Here is an 18,399-nt window from a genome sequence, read left to right as displayed (position 1 = left end):
ATAAAATAATAGAATCAAATTTTGACTTCTTAATATACTATACGTTATCGAAGCAATAATTGTTTTTGTTCTTGGGTAGAAAGTTGATAAATTTTATTTTCCTCTAGCCATTGAATGATTCCAAAAGGTGATGTTTTCCAAATCTGTAAAGAATCTGAAAAATGTAAAACAATATAATTTTTATCAGGACTTAAAGTAGCTTTCTGAAGATTCTCCATTTTTTGATGGTACACTTTATTTACATCTAACGTTGCAATATAAAAATTGCCATAAGAGGAAGTCAGAATCATTTCTTTTCCATAAATTGGATTTCCACCTTTTAGAGCTTTCATTCTGCGTCCTTTCAAATCCCAAAAATCTGTCCAAGAACCCGAAGCAGAAACTAAATAGGGTTGCCCTTGTTGAGAAGGAGAAAAGAAAAATGAAGAAATATTCGAACGTTCTAAACGTGTATCTAATTCATAACTTTGCTTTGTATCTAAATGCAAAATCTTGTATGGCTTTAATCCTCCTGTTACCTTTTGAGCCAAAGCTAAATATCTATCATCAAAAGAGCTAGTTGTTTCTGTATTTGGTTTTACTTTTTGCGTGTGAAAAACATTACCTTTTAGATCTATTAATTGAAGCTCATTATTTTGTGTAACTGCCCAAACAAAACTTCCTTTTTTAGAAAAACCAGCATTCGTATAGTTTGGTTTTTTAGTAAATGCGTTTGTAATTCTGAAAGGCTTATCTTTTTCGGCTAGGTTTGTTTTATCAAATTTATCTAAAGAAATAACAGCATTTTTGATTGTCAGAACATAATCTTGAGAAGGATGTAAAAACACTTTATCGGCTGCAAACTCTGCTTTTGCATTTTCTTTTTGGTCGGTCAGACGATAAATATTTCCAGAATAATAAATGAGCTGTACATCTCTACTTTGTATTTTATTTTGATTTATTGCTGCATTCTGAGCAAGCCATTTTTCACCTTGTAATTTGTCATTAAAACGCATTTGAGGACTAGCAGCTCGCCAAAAAGTAATATCTTCTAAAGTTTGTATAACTAAATAACTTCCATCTTGTGTAAAATAAGGGGTCTTAATAGGCAAACTTTCTAGCTTTGTAGTAGACTGGCTGCCATCAGCAAAACGTATTGTACACAAACCATCTTCTGAAATAATTACCCATTTTTTGTTTGTTTTAATTAGATTACTTCCTTTATACATAGCAAAATAAGCTACACTTCTTTGCCAAAGTGTAATAGAATCACTTTCAAAGTAATACCTTTTTAGTATATTTTTTTCATCTATCACCCAAAAAGAAGCAGAGTCTTGAGACAACACTTGCTTTGGATTTTGAAGTTCTTTTTTAATTTCATTTGTAGAAACATCCCAAACTACCCATTTTAAAGAATCAGAATTACCTAAAGATTCTGTTTGTCTTCTATTTTTCTTTTTTTGATTCTCCTCTTTAGAGTATTGTTTCAAAACTAGATATTTATCTGAAAGCCATTTAGCTTTTGTTCCTTCGAAAGTAGAAAGTAAATTTGAACCTTCCCAAACAGCTATGACACTATCTTTCGCTTCTGTAAAAAGAGTTCTTTGATTGGGAGAAAACTGCATTCTCAAAATCTTACTCCGATTTCCACTAATTGTATCTAACACTTCTCCTGCTGTTGTCCAAATAAGAGCTGTTGTATCAGCAGCCGAAATAATTTTTGTATCATCTTTCGAAAATGAGAGTCCTGAAATAGTGTCATTATGTACCTGCATTTCTAATAAGCTCTTTCCATACACATCTAAAATTTCTACTTTTCCATTTGCAAAACCAACAGCCAAACGATAGGGAACATTATTTGAAAAAATAATTTTTTCTATTTCTACTTCTTTTTCTATTTTTTTGATAACATCGCCTTGTAATGAACTAATAAATATTGCATTTTTCCTTTTGTGATTGCCTTTTTTATTATCATTTTCAAAATAAGCTAACCATTGAGCATCAGAAGAAACAGCATAATTTATATTTTCGTTACTTTTTAAATCTTGATTCTCATTTTTAATTGGAATTTGAGCCGAATAATATAAATTTGGACTATAAAAGTGAGAATACAAAGAACCCTGTGCTAAATGTGTTGGATATTCTCTGACCGCTTTTTCTATCAAACGAATTGCCTTTGTGGCATTTTCCTTTTGCATATTATCACCCAAATAAGTCAAAAAATTAGCTTGTTGCTGACGAGTTTGTGTTTTATGTGCCTCGTCTTGTCTTTCATATTCTTGATATTGCGCCCAAAAACCCAGACCTGCCAAAACCAAAAAGAATGTCAAGAAAAATATAGCTCTATATAAATATCTTTGTTGTCTTTTTTTCTGATTTATTTTTTTAAGACTCCGAATATAAAGCTGATTTTCTATATCTGAAAGTGGTGCAAGTTCAAATTTATACTCTTCAAAAAGTTTAGTTTCTTCTTTAGAAAGTAAAAGTTCTGGTTTGGAATATGCTGAAAAACGAGCTTTTTGAGCTATAATTTTCTTAAAACGTTCTATTTTTTGTTGCTCTGGTGTTTTGGGAGCTGCCTCTACTTTTTTGGTTGCTAGTAACGTAAAATCAAGTGTGTGTTCGGCACTTGGCTTTACAAATAATGTAGAAGGTGTATTTGGAAGTTTTCTTGAAGCATAATTATAGGCTTCTTTGATAGAATTGTTTTGAGCTAATTGTTCATAAAAATGACTACTAAAGATATTGTCATCTTCTCTATCTTGATTTTTGGAAACAGCAATTGTAATTGGTAAAAGGTGTGCAATTGTAGCAGAAGGAGGAACTTGTATATCTTCCAAAATCAGACAAGCTAAATTTGGCATCATAGAAAGACGACGAATAAGCTGTTCGATAAAGGTGGAATCGTTCGAATCTCCTACCCAATGAAAAATAAAAAGCCTATCACTAAATTCTTTTTCATCTAAACGTTGAAATACTTCTGAAAAGATATTCTCTGAAGTCATTATCAATTCGCACATTCCTGTACGTTGAGGTGTAGAAAGAGCAACATCTACAGCCAAAAAAGCAGACGTTTCTGTAGCAGATGTTAAAAAAATTATTGGTGAATAGGTTTGTTTCATATAAATTTGCACAACTTGCACGCACTTATTAGAAAGTGATGCAGAATGAAGGAACAGGATTTTGTTTTTTTATTCTCTCTATCTTTTTTTTGTAATTCTTGTTACATTAAAAAACCCATAGAAAAAGATAATCTAAACTAACTGTTTTTTGTCTAAAAACAAACACAAATACACAATTCACAATCAATTATTAACTAATTTGTAGATAAAATCAATTAATTCTAAAGACTTTCTCATTTCATTTTCCATTTTATCTCAAATTTGTTTTTTTATATTAAAACTTATTAAGCCCTTATCTTACCTTTTATACTAGCCGTGTCAAACTCCAATTCAGACGATAAAAACAAAAAAAATAATTCCAACACTTCTAATAAAGATAGTGAATGGTTTGCCACATGGTTTGATTCTCATTATTATCACATTCTATATAAAGATAGAGACGATACAGAAGCTCGTTTATTTATAGATAATATAAGTTTATATCTCAACTTTTTACCTAATGATAAAATACTAGATTTAGCATGTGGAAAAGGTCGTCATTCTATTTATCTCAATCAAAAAGGTCTCTATGTAGAAGGGATAGATTTATCAGAAGAAAGTATTCAATATGCCAAACAGTTTGAAAATGAACGTTTGCATTTTAGTCAGCATGATATGAGAAAAGTCTATAAAACTGATTATTTTGATTTTATTTTGAATCTTTTTACTAGTTTTGGTTATTTTCAAACTGATCAAGAAAATCAACAAGCTATTTCAGCAATGGCAAAAGCTCTTCAAGTAGAAGGACGAATTGTATTAGATTTTTTTAATACTACAAAAGTAATACAATCTCTTGTCTGTTATGAAGAAAAAATTATTGAAGGAATTACATTTAAAATTTCAAAATCTGTACAAGATAATTTTATTATAAAAGATATTCATTTTGAAGATAAAGGGAAAGAATTTCATTTTCAAGAACGAGTTAGAGCAATTCCAACAACTGATTTTTTGCGTTATTTCAGAGATGCAGGATTAACAGTAGCACGCATATTTGGAGATTATGACTTATCTGAATTTGAAGAAGGAATTTCTGAAAGAATGATTTTTGTAGTAGAAAAGTAAATTAGTGATTAGTGATTAGTGATTAGTGATTAGTGATTAGTGAGAAATTACTTTCTGAAATAATTGTTTTATAACAAAAAATAATTCGTAATTTAGTTAGATATGGATAAATCTTTAGAAAAAATATACGGCAATAAAATCCGAACACGAGTTTGTGGAATTTGTATCAATGAAAATGGAAGTTTACTTGTCGTAAATATGAATGGGATTTCATCTAATTTAGAACAAAATAAATCTTTTTTAGCTCCTATTGGTGGTGGAATAGAACTTGGAGAAACAGCAACTGACGCACTAAAGCGAGAGTTTTTGGAAGAAACAGGATTAAAAATAGAAATTGATTATTTTATGTGTGTTTATGAATATGTCAATTTGCCTATTCATGCAATAGAATTATTTTTTGCTGTTCGTGCTGTTGGTGGAAAGCTGAAAACAGGCTTTGACCCAGAACATACTACTGATAATCAAATCATTACTTCAGTAGATTATTTAGAGTATTCTAAAATTTTGGAAGCTCCTTTGGAAGAGCGACATGGGATTTTTAAATATGCTGCTTCACTAGAAAACCTTAAAAAACTCAGAGGCTATATCAGAGTCAATTGATTATGAGGTTATTATATCAAAAATATGTTTATGTGCCTTTTAGATAAAAATAATATTTGCATTTTGACAAAAAATGAATATTTTTGATAGCTATGCCAAATATCACTACATGAAGAACTCCATATTATATTTCTTTTTATTGCTATTCTTATTTTCTGGACAATATTCTTTTGCACAGTCTATTGGTTTGCGTCATTATGATGTAGATGAAGGCTTACCTCAAGGGGATATTTATGGAATAACACAAGATAAAAATGGGTTCTTATGGATAGCAACTGGAAATGGATTAGCTCGCTTTGATGGGCATGATATGCAGCCTTTTACACAAAATGATGGCTTGACTGATAATTTTGTTACTGCTTTAGCTACTGACTCTCTTCGTAATGGAACTTGGTTAGGACACCCACAAGGTTTGCTCTCTTACCAAAATAGACAAACAGATTCTATTTGGACAGTTACTTCACTTAGTCAAAATTTACTTAGTCGAATTCAACAAATCTATGTAGAAGAGGAACAGATATGGGCTTTGACAGAAAGAGAAGGTGTCTTCAAAGTTAGTTTTAATAAAATAAACTCTAAAAATCAGATTAATCAGCCCACAGAAGATTTTGATTATCAAACCTCTTACTTTCCACTTGTCAGCACACATACAGAAAGGTGTAATGTTTTTGAACGATTATCTAGTAATGAGTTCTTAGTGGGAACAGATAGTGGTCTTTTTGTAGCTTCTGTAAAAGACGAAAAATTTATTTTTACAGATCAAATAAAAGAATTACAGGGAATAGAAGTACACTCTATCACAAGAAAAAGACAAGGTCAAATAGGTTTTTGGATAGGAACAAAAGACAATGGCATATATAATTTTTTCTCTAATAGCACTGTAAAAAAGGCATTTCCAAGTCGAACAGAAATAGCTAAAGAATACATTACCTCAATTTTGGAAGATAAACGAGGAAAACTTTGGGTAGGCACAAAAAATAATGGTCTATTTAGAATAGAATCAATAAAAAAAGAAGAAAAAGTAGTCGATATAGAACATTATACTTCAAAAAATGGACTGCCAAGCTCATCTATTTCCTGTATTTTACAAGACTATGAAGGAAGTATCTGGATAGGAACAGAAAATAATGGACTGGTTCAGATGCTAAATGAAATGTTTGAAATCTATACTTATTCCCATGGTTTGCCTAGTGAAAATATTTTGTCTGTACTACGAATGGATGAAAACAACTTACTTTTAGGTACAGACCAAACTATAACTTCACTTACTTTACAAGGAGATTCAACTATCTTTAAACCTTACCTCCCTGCACTTTCTCAGACCGTTGTTCGTGCTCTTTTTAAAGACTCATTAGGTAAAGTATGGATAGGAACTGAGAAAAAAGGACTTTTTATATTTGACCCAATTACTAATTCTTTAAAATTAATTAGAGATGTTCCTGACAAAACTATCAACAAAATAACATCTGATGACGATGGAAATATTTGGATAGCAACAAACTCATGGGGACTTTTTAAATATATAAAATCTGAAAATAGGTTTACCCAAATTTTGCCAACCAAAACCATACAATTGAATCGAATTCAGAATATTTATAAAGACAGGCAAAATCGTATTTGGATTGCTTCTTCTGATTATACATTATCCTACTGGAAAGACGACAAACTTACGGTTTTAGATGCTGTTTCGGAGTTTAGTCAAGTAAAAGCAACTTGTTTTACAGAAGATGCTGAAAACACACTTTGGATAGGTTCGGAAGGTTCAGGTGTTTTTGCATATTCTGAAAATGAAATCAAAAAATATACAACAGCAGACGGATTAGCTTCAAACTATTCTTACTTTATTGCTGCTGACAGAAATTATAATATTTGGATTGGTTCAAGAAAAGGAATTACAAGACTGCGTCCAAAAGATGATTTAGCCAAAATTTATCATCAATCTGATGGACTTATAGGAACAGAAGCAAATAGAAGTGCCGTCGAAAAAGATTATAATGGAGATTTGTGGTTTGGAACTACTAGAGGACTCATTCATTATATCGGACAAAATGACCACATCAATCTTGTTCGTCCAAAGGTAGTCTTGAGTGGTTTTCGTATTTTTGGAGAAGAGAGAAGTTTCGAAGAAGATTTAGTTTTGCCTTATGATGATTATAGTTTGCGTTTAGATTTCAAGACAATTACGTTTCGTTATCCAGAAAAAGTAAAATTCAAATATCGTTTGAAGGGATTTGATGAAAATTGGTCTGAAATAATGACTCAAAACTTTGCTTATTATTCTCACTTAGAAGATGGTAGTTATGAATTTGAAGTCTTGGCAACCAATGATGATGGTGTTTGGGCAAATATTCCTGCAAGTTACTCGTTTACTATTGCTACTCCGATTTGGAAAAAAACATGGTTTTTAGTTGCTTGCATACTGATAGGATTTATACTTTTGGTTGGTTATGTACGTATGAGAACACATTCTTTAGAGAAAAAACGTAAAGACTTAGAAATAGAAGTTGAAAAACAAACTGAAAAACTAAAACAACAAAACAAAGAATTAGCTGTAACAAACTCACTTCTGAAAGAATCTGAAAATGAGCTTTCTCAATCCAATAGCATTAAAGATCGCATGTTTTCTATTATTTCTCACGATTTGCGTGCGCCTTTAGCAACTCTTCAAAACTTTTTGAAAATGTTTATTTCATACAGAAATGCGTTTACTGATGAAGAAATCAATAAAATAACTAGAGATATTGATAAATCACTAGGAAATGTTGGTGGGCTTTTAGAAAATCTTTTACAATGGTCTAGAGCGCAAATGGGGCATTTAGAAACTAAATTAGAGCCTTTATTGATTACAGACCATATTCAAAAAAATATTGAATTATTACTTCCAACAGCCAAAAATAAAAAAATTAACCTTCAGGTTTCTCAAATTAAAGAGGGTATTTTAGTAGAAGCAGACTACAATTTACTCAATTTCATTTTGCGTAACCTTATCAGTAATGCTATAAAATTTACAGATACAGAAGGAACAGTTACAGTAGGAGCAATTGCTGATACAAATACTTTAGAAAAAAATGCTCAAAAAATGATTCATATTTTTGTCAGAGATACAGGAGTAGGAATGAATGAAGACATTGCAAAGAAAATTTTTATTACAGACCAACACGTAACTACACGAGGAACAGCCAATGAAAAAGGAACAGGCTTAGGACTAATGGTGTGTAAAGAATTTGTAGAAAAACAAAATGGCAAAATTTGGGTAGAAAGTATAGAAAAAGAAGGAACAACTTTTACCTTTTCGCTAAGAGAAGCAATAATTAAAGATTGAATCAACCTTGTTTAGAAAATAATTTTGACCTTAATTATTTGAATATCAAATAGCAAAACCAATGACCAAAATATCATCTACTTGGCGAGTTTGGCGCATCCAATCTTTTAGAATATGATTTAAGATGTCTTTTTGTTCTGCAAATGGATATTTATGAACTTTATGAAGTAGTTTTCGGAAGCGTTTTGCCATAAATTTACTGTGCATTCCACTACTAAACTGGTCTTGATAGCCATCTGAATAAATATAAAATGGAGTTGGTTCATCAGTCAGTTCGATGGTATGTGTTGTAAAGGTAAGTTCTGCATTTTTTCCACCAATAGAAGCTGTATCTCCCTTTACTCTAATAACTTCACCATCACGAATATAAACCAATGGGTTTTTTGCTCCTGCAAACTTGAGCGTTCTTTCTTTCTTATCTACTACACAAATAGTAATATCCATTCCATCACGATTCTGTGTAGAATCTTGCTTGAGAGCCATTCGGATAGATTCATGAAGCTGACTAAGAATTTCATTCGGTTCAATAATTCCCATTACACCAACAACTTGATTGAGATAAGTATCTCCAAGCATAGACATAAATGCCCCTGGAACACCATGACCTGTACAATCGACGGCAGCAATAACAATTTTTCCATCTTTTTCACAAAACCAATAAAAATCGCCACTCACTACATCACGAGGTTTGTAGAGAATAAATGAGTCTTTGATTAAGTTTTGTAATGAGGCAGCAGGTTGGAGAAGAGCATCTTGTATGCGTTTTGCATATTTGATACTACTCATAATTTTATCGTTTTTCTTTTCTATTTCATCAAAAGCAGCTTCTAATTTCTTTGTTTTCTCTTGAATCTCGTCTTTTTGAGCTAATATTTGTTTGTAAGAAGTAACCAGTTGTAGCGCAGAATTAACACGAGCCAAAAGCTCTACTTCATCAATCGGCTTGCGAACATAATCTATTGCACCTGCTTGAAGAGCAGTTTCCAAATGTTCAGACGAAGTAAATGCTGTCGTCATGATTATTGGAATGTGTTGTGTATCTGGTCTTGATTTCAGTTTTCTAACAGCTTCAATGCCTGTCATTTGAGGCATTTCCCAGTCCATAATTATTAAATCAGGAGATTCTGAAATTCCTTGTTCGTAAGCTGAAAGCCCATCACTTGCATAAATAATTTCGAATACTTGACCAGATTCTTCGAAAATACTCTCAATGACAGCTAAATTGCTATCATAATCATCAGCCACTAAGATTTTGTAAGAATTAGGACGTATTGCCACAATAAAAGGGAAATAGAAAAAAAGAATTTATAAACTATAAAACAGAAGTAGATAGGAATTTTGGAATCTTTATTCAACCAAGCCTCTAAAAGATAGGCTAATATACTAACAAAAGTAGAAAAAGCTATAATTTATTGTATTTTTGAGTAGAAATAAAGCATTCAAAAGTGAAATAATCAAAAATGAAACCATGTTTTGATTTTGATTAAATACTGAATTACTCTCCATTCAAAATCTTCTTGGCTATCCAATCCATATTATGACCTAGATATAAACTATTACTTATGGAGTATCCTTCTTTATTTATGAAAACTACTTGATAATTTGTAGTATCTATACCATATCTACTCATTTGATAATTACTTGATTTAATTTTATAAATCTGCTTACCATAATTTTCATACAATTCTTTGCTTTGTTCTTTATTAGCAAAAAGGTGTATTCCCTCAACTTCTTGTGTAGAAATTAAATTTTTCCAACTTTCTTCTGTTCCATTTACAAAAATATAAAGAAAAGCTATTTTTTCATCCGTGTATTCTTTGTAGAGTAGATTTGAATACCATGAATTAACTTCAAGATTTTGAGCAGCAGAATCTATGAAGGTAAAAAAAACATATTTTCCTTTAAAGTCAGATAAAGACACCTTCTTGTTATTTTTATCTTTTAATGTGAAATTAGGAGAGGGTAAGTGTTCTGCCAAACGTTTGAAAAGAGCAGCTTTTTCTTCTATGATTGTTACTTGTTTATTATTAGGAAATAATTTTTTGACTTGATTCATTAGTTCATTGAATAACTTTTCCTCTTTACTCCACCATTTAGTTTTGTATAACATTCCACCAAGGATTTTCAAAGTTAGATAATTTTTTATTGGCTCGTCTTTTATCTCTTTTACTTATTGATAGGCACAAGCATAGTATTTATTAGTGTATTTATCAGTTCTTATTTCTCGCTTTGTTTCTACACAATTTGCATCTAGTATTTGTTCGTATAATAAGTTTATATGATTTTCAGAATATGGATAATTATCATCTATTTGATTTTTAATATTAGGTTTGTATTTATCGTAATATGAAGGAATCTCGCCCATTTTATTTTCTATATTATATAGAATAGCACCATAATCAGAGTCTTGTTGAGCATCAATTTCATTTCGGAAATAAGTATCAAAACCTGAATCAACTTTAAAATCTTTAATAGCTATTTCATAATCAGTAAGTATTTTTTTATTTAGACTATCTGTTTTGTAAAAACTTTCATCTATATTTAACTCACTTCCATCTACTAACAACCAAACCTTCATACTGGAATAATCATAACCCTCTAACTTATTATAAGTAATCTGATTTTCTCTATATGTTTTCCCTTTCAAAAAAATAGGTTTACCTTCTTCATCAATACCTATTTCAATAGTATCCTTTGACAGAGTAAGCAAGTAAAAACCTTTATTATTACCTAAATAAACATTCTGTTCTATCGCTCTTTCACAAGGAAATTTAAGAAAGCAAGAATTAGTTGCTGTATCTATTTTATCAAAAAAGGTCCATTTGTCGTATAGAAAATTATAAATCTTAACACTATCTGTACTCCATTTTTCAGAATTAGACAAAGTAATTTTGATAGAAGTAGAATCTTGTGCAAAAATTTTTGAATCATAGAAAAAAGCTAAAAATAGAATGCAAATAAGGATAAATATGTTTTTCATAGAATTTTGATAAAACTCAAATTAGTTATATTGACACTTTATAAACGACAATTAGAGGAGTCTATTATCTGATTATCAAAACTATAAAACCATGCTGTATTCAAATTGGAAAGTTTTTTGTTAATTTTGAGTATAGAACATAAGTTTCTATTAAAAAATTAGAATACTGAAAATTACCTAGTAAAAATATCAATCTGTTATGAATCAATATTTAAAATCTCTTCCTTATTTGTTTTTTGTAGCCCTTTTTGGCTTAACTCTTTTTAGTTTTACTAATAAAGATGCTACTAACTTTACAGTTGTCATTGATGCTGGACACGGAGGAAAAGACCCTGGTTGTTCGGGCAGTAAAACAAAAGAAAAAGATGTTGCTCTTGCCGTTGCCTTGAAAGTAGGAAATTATATCAAAGAAAACCTCAAAGATGTAAAGGTGGTTTATACAAGAAGTACAGATGTTTTTGTAGAATTAGATGAAAGAACTGCTATTGCAAATCGCAACAAAGCTGATTTATTTATTTCTATCCATTGTAATGCCGCTAAAAACAAAGAAGTTTTGGGTGCAGAAACTTATACTATCGGAATGCACAAAACAGATGGAAATCTTGATGTAGCCATGCGTGAAAATGCTGTTATTTTGAAAGAAGAAAATCACAAAGAAAAATATCAATTTGACCCGTATAGCATTATTTCATATATCAAAATGTCAAATTTTCAGAGTGCTAATCAGACTAAGAGTATTGATTTTGCGAACAAAGTACAAAAACAGTTCGAAGAGCGTGTAAACAGAGAGAATAGAGGTGTAAAACAAAGTGGCTTTTTAGTATTGTGGAAAACAGCTATGCCAGCAGCACTGATAGAAATTGGTTTTTTGACCAACACAAAAGAAGAGGGTTATTTGAAAACTGATAACGGACAAACTTATATTGCATCAGGAATTTATCGTGCTTTTAAAGAATATAAAAATGAAGTTTCAGCAAAATAGAGATTTGGAAAATGGGAGTTATATTAACTGATGTTACGCAAAAGTCTGCTCTGTGTACCACAGAGCAGGGTTAAAAAAAACAAACTGCGTAACATCAGATATTAATATTACACAAAAATAGATTTTCTGCAAATTACTTGCATAAACGAAACCCACGATTTTAATCGTGGTAAACAAGTAGAGAAGGGTAGAAAACAGCATATTTTTTTTTGACTATGTAACATCAGTTAGATACTGAAATGAGAAAACAAAAAACTGTTTCAAATTTGAAGGTTTGAAACAGTTTTTATTTTGTAAGAAGAGAGTTTTGCTAAATGAATTTACATTTACCATTTATAATTCACAATTCTCATTAACTAGCTTTTACTTGCTCAACAGCACCACGAATGGCAGCTGTTATTTCGCTAATTTCTCCTACTCCTTCGATAACATGGAGTTTGTCTTGTTTTTTATAATAGTCTGCTACTACTTCAGTTTCGTTACGATATACCTGTACACGGTTTCGGATAAGTTCTTCTTTTTGGTCATCTACTCTACCAGAAGTTTTGCCTCTTTCTAAAAGACGTTTTACAAGTTCTTCTTCATCTACGTGTAGAGAAAGAACAGCGTTAATACCCACTTGGTGAGCTTTAAGAAGATTATCTAATGCTTCTGCTTGTTTTGTTGTACGAGGAAAACCATCAAAAATAATTCCTTTTGCTCCTGTATTTTCTTTAAGTTTGTTTTCTATCATTCCGATAACTACTTCATCAGGAACTAAATTTCCTTTTGTCATATATTCTTCGGCTTTTTTTCCGAGTGGTGTTCCTGCTTTTCGCTCTGCACGAAGCAAATCTCCAGTAGAAATATGTATCAAATTATAATGCTCTACAAGATGTTGGCTCTGTGTTCCTTTTCCTGCACCAGGAGGGCCGAATAAAACTAAATTTAGCATAGTTTGACTATTTTATAAGGTATTTTACAGTTTATTTTTTTATAAAAACATTCATTTACAAAACTCAAATATAGCATTGGAATAACTCTTAAATAACTCTATCGAACTATTATCATAAAAATAAAATGTTATCCATTTGAATTTGTTATAAAAATTAATATAAAACTTTTATAAAAACAGGATAACACAAACTTGAGTGTAACTGAATGAGTAAATCAACTTTAAGTTAGATTTGAGAAACTAAATGTAAGAAGCAAGTGCGTTAAATCCAAATATTGTATCTGAAATTAGCATAAAACCTGCTTTATTTGTTCTATTTGGTTATTTTGCCTATGAATTTATCTAAATTTTGAATTACTTCTCCTGAAATATCATCTGTATCCATCCACGTATAAACGCTGCCTACATAATTCATTCCTAAATAAGAAGCACTTTCTCTAAATGGCATTTCAAATGCTGCGCTTATTTCCAAAACAACATCTTTCTCAGATCCACAACAAACCATTGCCATTGTTTTGCCTCTTAATTTTCTACCCGTTTCTTTTTCTATTTTCAAGCAATCTGTAATTCTATCAAAAAAGGTTTTCATAATTCCAGACATAGCATACCAATATACAGGAGTAGCAAAAATAATCAAATCATATTCTACGATTTCTCTCATTAAAGGCAAAAAATCATCATTTCTATTACGTGAATCGTAATCATAATGTGAAATAGTATAGTTTTTTAAATCAATAAAATCACAATCTAACTGTTCTTGAATATAATTTACAATCTTATTTGTATTACCATTTTTTCTTGCACTTCCTTGAATAATGAGAATTTCCATTTTTTGCTATAACGATTAAATTGAAACAAATTTTCTGAAAAATACGATAAAAAAAAGCAGTTATAAAAATTATAACTGCATAGTTAGTAATAAGTAAACATATTTTTTGATTTAAAAGACTTTCTAATTATTTTAGTTCAATCTTGAACGAAGTTCTTCAATTTGGTCTTTTAGTTTGGGCTGAAAAGGATGAATTTGATAGAGTTTTTCAAGAGTACCAAGTACACCATGTTCATCTCCAATCTCAGAATAAATGGTTGCTAGTCCTGCTAAAGCTCCAAAATGACGATTTTCTATATTTAAGGTCTGATGAATATCATCAATAGCTGCTTTATAATTTCCTCTCAAATAAAAGGCTGTTGCTCGCTTGTTCCAACCCTCTGCAAAATTTGGATTTCTATCCACCACTTGTGTAAAAACATTAATTGCATCCGTATAATCTCCTTTTGAAAGGCTTTCAGTTCCTAAGCGAATTAAGGTATTCATTTCTACATTTCCTGTATTGAGCCAAATATTCCAAATTTGTGTTAGGATGGCTTCTATACGTGCTGTCGAACGTGCTGTTTGCAGTTGAGTAAAGAGTCGGTCTAGTATTTTATTATCTTGTTTCATAGTTGGTTTTATTTAGTGGTTGTTTTTGATAGATTATTCTTATTATTATCATTTTTACAGAATCACATGGATATTTTTTATATTTAAACCAAATTTTTATCCAAAAAGTTGTCTTTATTTGAAAAATCAAAGTTTATACATTAAAAATACAATCAAAACATTTTTTTTTGATTAATTTATTAGATTTTGTTCTAGTAAAATGTTCTGAAAAAAACATAAAGAACTACTATAACTTGTAGCCTAAAAAAGATTTACGTTATCTTTACAGAATTAATAGACAATAAATTATTTGTCTTCAAAAATCTAAAGAAACTGTATTTACTAAAATTTATTCAAAAATATGCTAGACTTTCTTAACTTAATTTCAGCCGTTTCTTGGGACGTAAGTCCTGAAATTTGGCAATGGAAATTTATTAATCTTCGTTGGTACGGACTTTTATTTGCCACAGGTTTTATTATTGGTTACTTTATTTTTTCCAAAATCTATAAAATAGAAGGTAAGCCACAAGAAGACTTAGAAACGCTCCTTACTTATATGGTTATTGCAACTGTTGTGGGTTCTCGTTTGGGACATTGTTTATTCTATGACCCTGTTTATTATTTGTCTAATCCATTAGAAATTTTGAAAATTTGGAAAGGTGGATTGGCTTCTCATGGAGGAACTATCGGACTTTTGGTAGCTCTGTTTTTATATTCAAGAAAACATCCAGACCAGCCTTATTTATGGCTTTTGGATAGAATTGTAATTCCGATTGCACTTGCTGGTGCTTTTATTCGTCTAGGCAACTTAATGAATTCGGAAATTTATGGAGGTGTTACTGATTTGCCTTGGGGATTTATTTTCCTTCAAAATGGTGAAACATTACCCAAACATCCTACACAGCTTTATGAAGCAGGTTCGTATATTTTACTCTTTATTTATCTGATGGTTTCTTACTTACAAACTAAACGTTATACTCCAAGAGGACGAATTTTTGGGCAGTTTTTAATATTACTTTTTGGCGCACGTTTTTTCATTGAGTTTGTGAAAAATGTACAAGAAGCGTGGGAAATTGATATGGTAGCTTCTTATGGAATCAATATGGGTCAGCTTTTGAGTATTCCTTTTGTTGTGGTAGGAACATACTTCTTTGTTCGTTCATTCTCTGAAAATGCAAAGAAAGAAGCTATTGAGTTTGCTGAAAAGGGTAATAAGAATATTGTCGGTAAAGTTGATACTAAAGGCAAGAAAGTATAAGATTAATTAAAGTCTAAAAAGTAATTACCAAACCCTAAGGGTCTTTGAAGACCCTTAGGGTTTATGATGTAGAATAATTATGAAATGGAACGAAGACAAAGACATAGAAACCGAATGGTTTAGACTATGCCGAAAATTACAAAGTCATTTTGATAAAAAACCTGACTTGAATGGAATTTTGTTTTTAATGGGAATACAAGAATTAGGGCAAGGAATTCGAACATTTAGCAAAGATGAAAAACAGGATTTGATGCACATGGCAACGTGTAAGGCATTGAGTTATTCTGACTATTATGAACTTGAAGGAACAGATGAAGACGGCTGGGTGCATTGGAAACTCATCAAACCCTTGCCTATCTTGAAGATTGAAGAGCAAGAAAAACTCCTTAAAATGAATATAATTACTTATTTTAAGGAGGAAGTTTTTAGAGAAGAAGGGTTTTAATAAACAAATTCTCCATGCGCTGAAGAAATAGTCAATTTTTTACTTTTCTCATTAGTAGTATCTCCATTTTTTTCTACTCTACCAATTATTTTTGCATCAATTCCATAAGATTTTGAAATATCAATGACTGTTTGAGCATGTTCTTTTGGAAGATAAATCTCCAAACGATGTCCCATATTAAAGACTTGATACATTTCTTTCCAATCCGTTTTGCTTTCTGACTGAATAAGCTCAAAAAGTGGTGGTGTGTCAAACAAATTATCTTTTATGATATGCAAATTTTGAGAATTATCAACAAAATGCAAAATTTTGGTTTGCGCTCCTCCTGAACAATGAATCATTCCATGTACATGCTCTCTAATTTTATTCAAAATTTCTTTCACAACAGGCGCATAAGTACGTGTTGGGGATAAAATCAACTTTCCAATATCTGTTTTTGTATCCTTTGGAAGTTTTTCATAAATATCTGTCAAACTCCTAGAGCCACTATAAACAAGCTCACTAGGAACAGAATTATCAAAACTTTCTGGATATTTCTCAGCATATTTTTTAGTCAAAACGTCATGTCTTGCAGAAGTTAAACCATTGCTTCCCATTCCTCCGTTGTATTCAGATTCGTAAGTTGCTTGTCCAAAAGATTCTAAGCCTACAATTACATCGCCTTCACTTATTTTATCTGTGCTGATTATATCACTTCTTTTCATTCGTGCTGTTACGGTGCTATCGACGATAATTGTACGAACAAGGTCGCCTACGTCGGCAGTTTCTCCTCCTGTACTGAAAATTGTAATTCCTTGTTCTCTAAGATTTTCTAATAATTCTTCTGTTCCGTTGATAATTTTGGCTATTACTTCGCCTGTAATTAGGTTTTTATTTCGTCCAATAGTAGAAGAAAGCAAAATATTATCTGTTGCTCCCACACAAATCAAATCATCAATATTCATAATGACGGCATCTTGTGCAATTCCTTTCCAAACCGACAAATCGCCTGTTTCTTTCCAGTAAAGATATGCTAAAGATGATTTTGTACCTGCACCGTCTGCGTGCATGATATTGCAATAGTCTTCATCTCCTCCCAAAATATCAGGGATTATCTTACAAAATGCTTTCGGAAAAATTCCTTTATCAACAGATTTGATGGCTGCGTGTACGTCTTCTTTTTGAGAAGAAACACCACGTTGTGCATAACGAGAAGTCATAGTTTTATTGGAAAAGTAAATGAGATTCAAGCGAAGACGCTTAAACCAGTTTTGTTTCTAGTTTAAAGTAGTACAAAAGTCTGAAAATAATAGGGTTTGTGCAAAATGTAAAGGCTTTTAATTTTATTTCTTCTAACCAAACAAATTCAATATATTTATAAAACAGAGTACAAATTAAATCTTAGTTATGAAAATTCTAACATCAGGTAAATATTATGGTAGAAAAGAATCTGAAATCAATGTCAATCAACTGATTTTGTCTGAATATGATTATCGTTCAGCTCGTACAGATTGGCATTATCACGAAAACCCATACTTTATGTACTTGCTTCAAGGTAACGTATATGATACAAATAAGAAAGTAATGACACATTGTACTTCTGGTAGTTTGATTTTCCATAACTGGCAAGAAACTCATTACAATGAAAAAGCAACTACACAAGCAAGAGGTTTTCATTTAGAATTTCCTAGAAGTTGGTTTGAACAAAAAAAATTAGATAGCAACCTTTGGGAAGGCAGCCAACTTATCAACAATCCTACATCACACTATCTACTGGCAAAACTTTACTTTGAATTTCGGTGTCAAGATGTGTACTCAAATATTTCTATTGAATTATTGATGCTTCAACTATGTGAAACGATAGAAAAAAATGAATTTTATGAAAAGGAAAAACAACCTCTTTGGATTAATTCACTTCGACAAATACTTAATGAAGATTCAGAAAACTTGAATTTAAAGTTGCTTTCTAATCAGTTAGGTGTTCATCCTGTACATATTTCAAGAGCAGTACCTAAGTATTTTGGAAGTTCATTAGGTGATTATATTCGCCAACAAAAAATCAAAAAAGCATTGAGTTATATTTTTTCAAAAAATTATTCTCTAACAGAAATTGCTCATTTGTGTGGTTTTTCAGACCAAAGCCATTTTACACGCACTTTCAAACTATATCTCAACAAAACTCCTAGTCAGTTTTCTAAACAGGTGTTTTAAGTCAGAAAAAGCTTGATGTTAATTTGGTTCTATTTTATCCATAAAAGAACCTTTAATTTTATGTCT

At 30.9% G+C, this 18,399-nt stretch carries 15 protein-coding genes; 7 read left to right on the top strand and 8 right to left on the bottom strand.

The features are described 5' to 3' along the window. Positions 1 to 44 precede the first annotated feature (44 nt). The gene (locus V9L04_RS11000; protein WP_338789845.1) at positions 45 to 3,101 is read right to left on the bottom strand and encodes a hypothetical protein; all 3,057 of its coding nucleotides are present in this window, start codon (positions 3,099 to 3,101) and stop codon (positions 45 to 47) included. Positions 3,102 to 3,416: 315 nt separating this feature from the next. Between V9L04_RS11000 and V9L04_RS10995 the strand changes: the two genes are divergently transcribed. The 3 genes from V9L04_RS10995 to V9L04_RS10985 all read left to right on the top strand — a co-directional run bounded on the left by V9L04_RS10995 (position 3,417) and on the right by V9L04_RS10985 (position 8,124). Beyond that, the gene (locus V9L04_RS10995; RefSeq protein ID WP_338789844.1) at positions 3,417 to 4,202 is read left to right on the top strand and encodes a methyltransferase domain-containing protein; all 786 of its coding nucleotides are present in this window, start codon (positions 3,417 to 3,419) and stop codon (positions 4,200 to 4,202) included. Between the two features lie 102 nt (positions 4,203 to 4,304). Further along, positions 4,305 to 4,802 (top strand): NUDIX hydrolase, encoded by a 498-nt coding sequence (locus V9L04_RS10990; RefSeq protein WP_338789843.1) that lies wholly within the window; start codon positions 4,305 to 4,307, stop codon positions 4,800 to 4,802. Between the two features lie 109 nt (positions 4,803 to 4,911). Further along, positions 4,912 to 8,124, top strand: coding sequence for a two-component regulator propeller domain-containing protein (locus V9L04_RS10985; protein WP_338789842.1), 3,213 nt, complete (start codon positions 4,912 to 4,914; stop codon positions 8,122 to 8,124). A gap of 45 nt (positions 8,125 to 8,169) precedes the next feature. On the opposite strand, the gene V9L04_RS10980 is transcribed toward V9L04_RS10985, so the two are convergent. The 3 genes from V9L04_RS10980 to V9L04_RS10970 form a co-directional block, all read right to left on the bottom strand. Continuing rightward, the gene (locus V9L04_RS10980) at positions 8,170 to 9,402 is read right to left on the bottom strand and encodes a response regulator (protein WP_338789841.1); all 1,233 of its coding nucleotides are present in this window, start codon (positions 9,400 to 9,402) and stop codon (positions 8,170 to 8,172) included. A gap of 217 nt (positions 9,403 to 9,619) precedes the next feature. Then, the gene (locus V9L04_RS10975; protein ID WP_338789840.1) at positions 9,620 to 10,252 is read right to left on the bottom strand and encodes a redoxin domain-containing protein; all 633 of its coding nucleotides are present in this window, start codon (positions 10,250 to 10,252) and stop codon (positions 9,620 to 9,622) included. Positions 10,253 to 10,294: 42 nt separating this feature from the next. Then, complete coding sequence (locus V9L04_RS10970) at positions 10,295 to 11,104, bottom strand: hypothetical protein (RefSeq protein WP_338789839.1); 810 nt, start codon at positions 11,102 to 11,104, stop codon at positions 10,295 to 10,297. Between the two features lie 199 nt (positions 11,105 to 11,303). Here V9L04_RS10970 and V9L04_RS10965 point away from each other — a divergent pair, with 199 nt between their 5' ends. Next, positions 11,304 to 12,086 carry an N-acetylmuramoyl-L-alanine amidase gene (locus V9L04_RS10965; RefSeq protein ID WP_338789838.1) on the top strand — a complete coding sequence of 261 codons (783 nt, stop codon included), beginning with the start codon at positions 11,304 to 11,306 and terminating at the stop codon, positions 12,084 to 12,086. Between the two features lie 352 nt (positions 12,087 to 12,438). Here the strand turns inward: V9L04_RS10965 and V9L04_RS10960 are convergent, their stop codons facing one another. The 3 genes from V9L04_RS10960 to V9L04_RS10950 all read right to left on the bottom strand — a co-directional run bounded on the left by V9L04_RS10960 (position 12,439) and on the right by V9L04_RS10950 (position 14,461). Further along, a complete protein-coding gene (locus tag V9L04_RS10960) occupies positions 12,439 to 13,020 on the bottom strand; it encodes an adenylate kinase (protein ID WP_338789837.1) in 582 nt (193 codons plus the stop codon). Positions 13,021 to 13,333: 313 nt separating this feature from the next. Next, positions 13,334 to 13,849 (bottom strand): NAD(P)H-dependent oxidoreductase, encoded by a 516-nt coding sequence (locus V9L04_RS10955; protein WP_338789836.1) that lies wholly within the window; start codon positions 13,847 to 13,849, stop codon positions 13,334 to 13,336. Between the two features lie 132 nt (positions 13,850 to 13,981). Then, entirely contained in the window at positions 13,982 to 14,461 is a 480-nt protein-coding gene (locus tag V9L04_RS10950; RefSeq protein WP_338789835.1) for a tetratricopeptide repeat protein, read from the bottom strand. A 340-nt stretch (positions 14,462 to 14,801) separates the two neighbouring features. Here V9L04_RS10950 and lgt point away from each other — a divergent pair, with 340 nt between their 5' ends. Beyond that, entirely contained in the window at positions 14,802 to 15,698 is an 897-nt protein-coding gene (gene lgt, locus V9L04_RS10945; RefSeq protein ID WP_338794180.1) for a prolipoprotein diacylglyceryl transferase, read from the top strand. A gap of 79 nt (positions 15,699 to 15,777) precedes the next feature. Further along, positions 15,778 to 16,143 carry a hypothetical protein gene (locus V9L04_RS10940; protein ID WP_338794179.1) on the top strand — a complete coding sequence of 122 codons (366 nt, stop codon included), beginning with the start codon at positions 15,778 to 15,780 and terminating at the stop codon, positions 16,141 to 16,143. On the opposite strand, the gene V9L04_RS10935 is transcribed toward V9L04_RS10940, so the two are convergent. After that, positions 16,140 to 17,342, bottom strand: coding sequence for an AIR synthase-related protein (locus V9L04_RS10935; RefSeq protein ID WP_338794178.1), 1,203 nt, complete (start codon positions 17,340 to 17,342; stop codon positions 16,140 to 16,142). The two genes, V9L04_RS10940 and V9L04_RS10935, sit on opposite strands and share 4 nt — an antisense overlap. Positions 17,343 to 17,529: 187 nt before the next feature. On the opposite strand from V9L04_RS10935, the gene V9L04_RS10930 reads away from it, so the two are divergent. Further along, positions 17,530 to 18,333: a helix-turn-helix transcriptional regulator gene (locus tag V9L04_RS10930; protein WP_338794177.1), complete on the top strand. Its 804-nt coding sequence runs from the start codon at positions 17,530 to 17,532 to the stop codon at positions 18,331 to 18,333. The last annotated feature ends 66 nt before the right edge of the window (positions 18,334 to 18,399 follow it).

The organism is Bernardetia sp. MNP-M8, from assembly GCF_037126285.1.
In the GTDB taxonomy this organism is placed as follows: domain Bacteria; phylum Bacteroidota; class Bacteroidia; order Cytophagales; family Bernardetiaceae; genus Bernardetia.
This window is presented reverse-complemented; position numbering and strand designations above follow the sequence as displayed.

Excerpts from the sequence above, each read along its gene's own strand:
- V9L04_RS11000 (WP_338789845.1), bottom strand. The coding sequence starts at position 3,101 with ATGAAACAAACCTATTCACCAATAATTTTTTTAACATCTGCTACAGAA.
- V9L04_RS10990 (WP_338789843.1), top strand. The coding sequence starts at position 4,305 with ATGGATAAATCTTTAGAAAAAATATACGGCAATAAAATCCGAACACGA.
- V9L04_RS10985 (WP_338789842.1), top strand. The coding sequence starts at position 4,912 with ATGAAGAACTCCATATTATATTTCTTTTTATTGCTATTCTTATTTTCT.
- V9L04_RS10970 (WP_338789839.1), bottom strand. The coding sequence starts at position 11,104 with ATGAAAAACATATTTATCCTTATTTGCATTCTATTTTTAGCTTTTTTC.
- V9L04_RS10965 (WP_338789838.1), top strand. The coding sequence starts at position 11,304 with ATGAATCAATATTTAAAATCTCTTCCTTATTTGTTTTTTGTAGCCCTT.
- V9L04_RS10960 (WP_338789837.1), bottom strand. The coding sequence starts at position 13,020 with ATGCTAAATTTAGTTTTATTCGGCCCTCCTGGTGCAGGAAAAGGAACA.
- V9L04_RS10955 (WP_338789836.1), bottom strand. The coding sequence starts at position 13,849 with ATGGAAATTCTCATTATTCAAGGAAGTGCAAGAAAAAATGGTAATACA.
- V9L04_RS10950 (WP_338789835.1), bottom strand. The coding sequence starts at position 14,461 with ATGAAACAAGATAATAAAATACTAGACCGACTCTTTACTCAACTGCAA.
- lgt (WP_338794180.1), top strand. The coding sequence starts at position 14,802 with ATGCTAGACTTTCTTAACTTAATTTCAGCCGTTTCTTGGGACGTAAGT.
- V9L04_RS10940 (WP_338794179.1), top strand. The coding sequence starts at position 15,778 with ATGAAATGGAACGAAGACAAAGACATAGAAACCGAATGGTTTAGACTA.
- V9L04_RS10935 (WP_338794178.1), bottom strand. The coding sequence starts at position 17,342 with ATGACTTCTCGTTATGCACAACGTGGTGTTTCTTCTCAAAAAGAAGAC.
- V9L04_RS10930 (WP_338794177.1), top strand. The coding sequence starts at position 17,530 with ATGAAAATTCTAACATCAGGTAAATATTATGGTAGAAAAGAATCTGAA.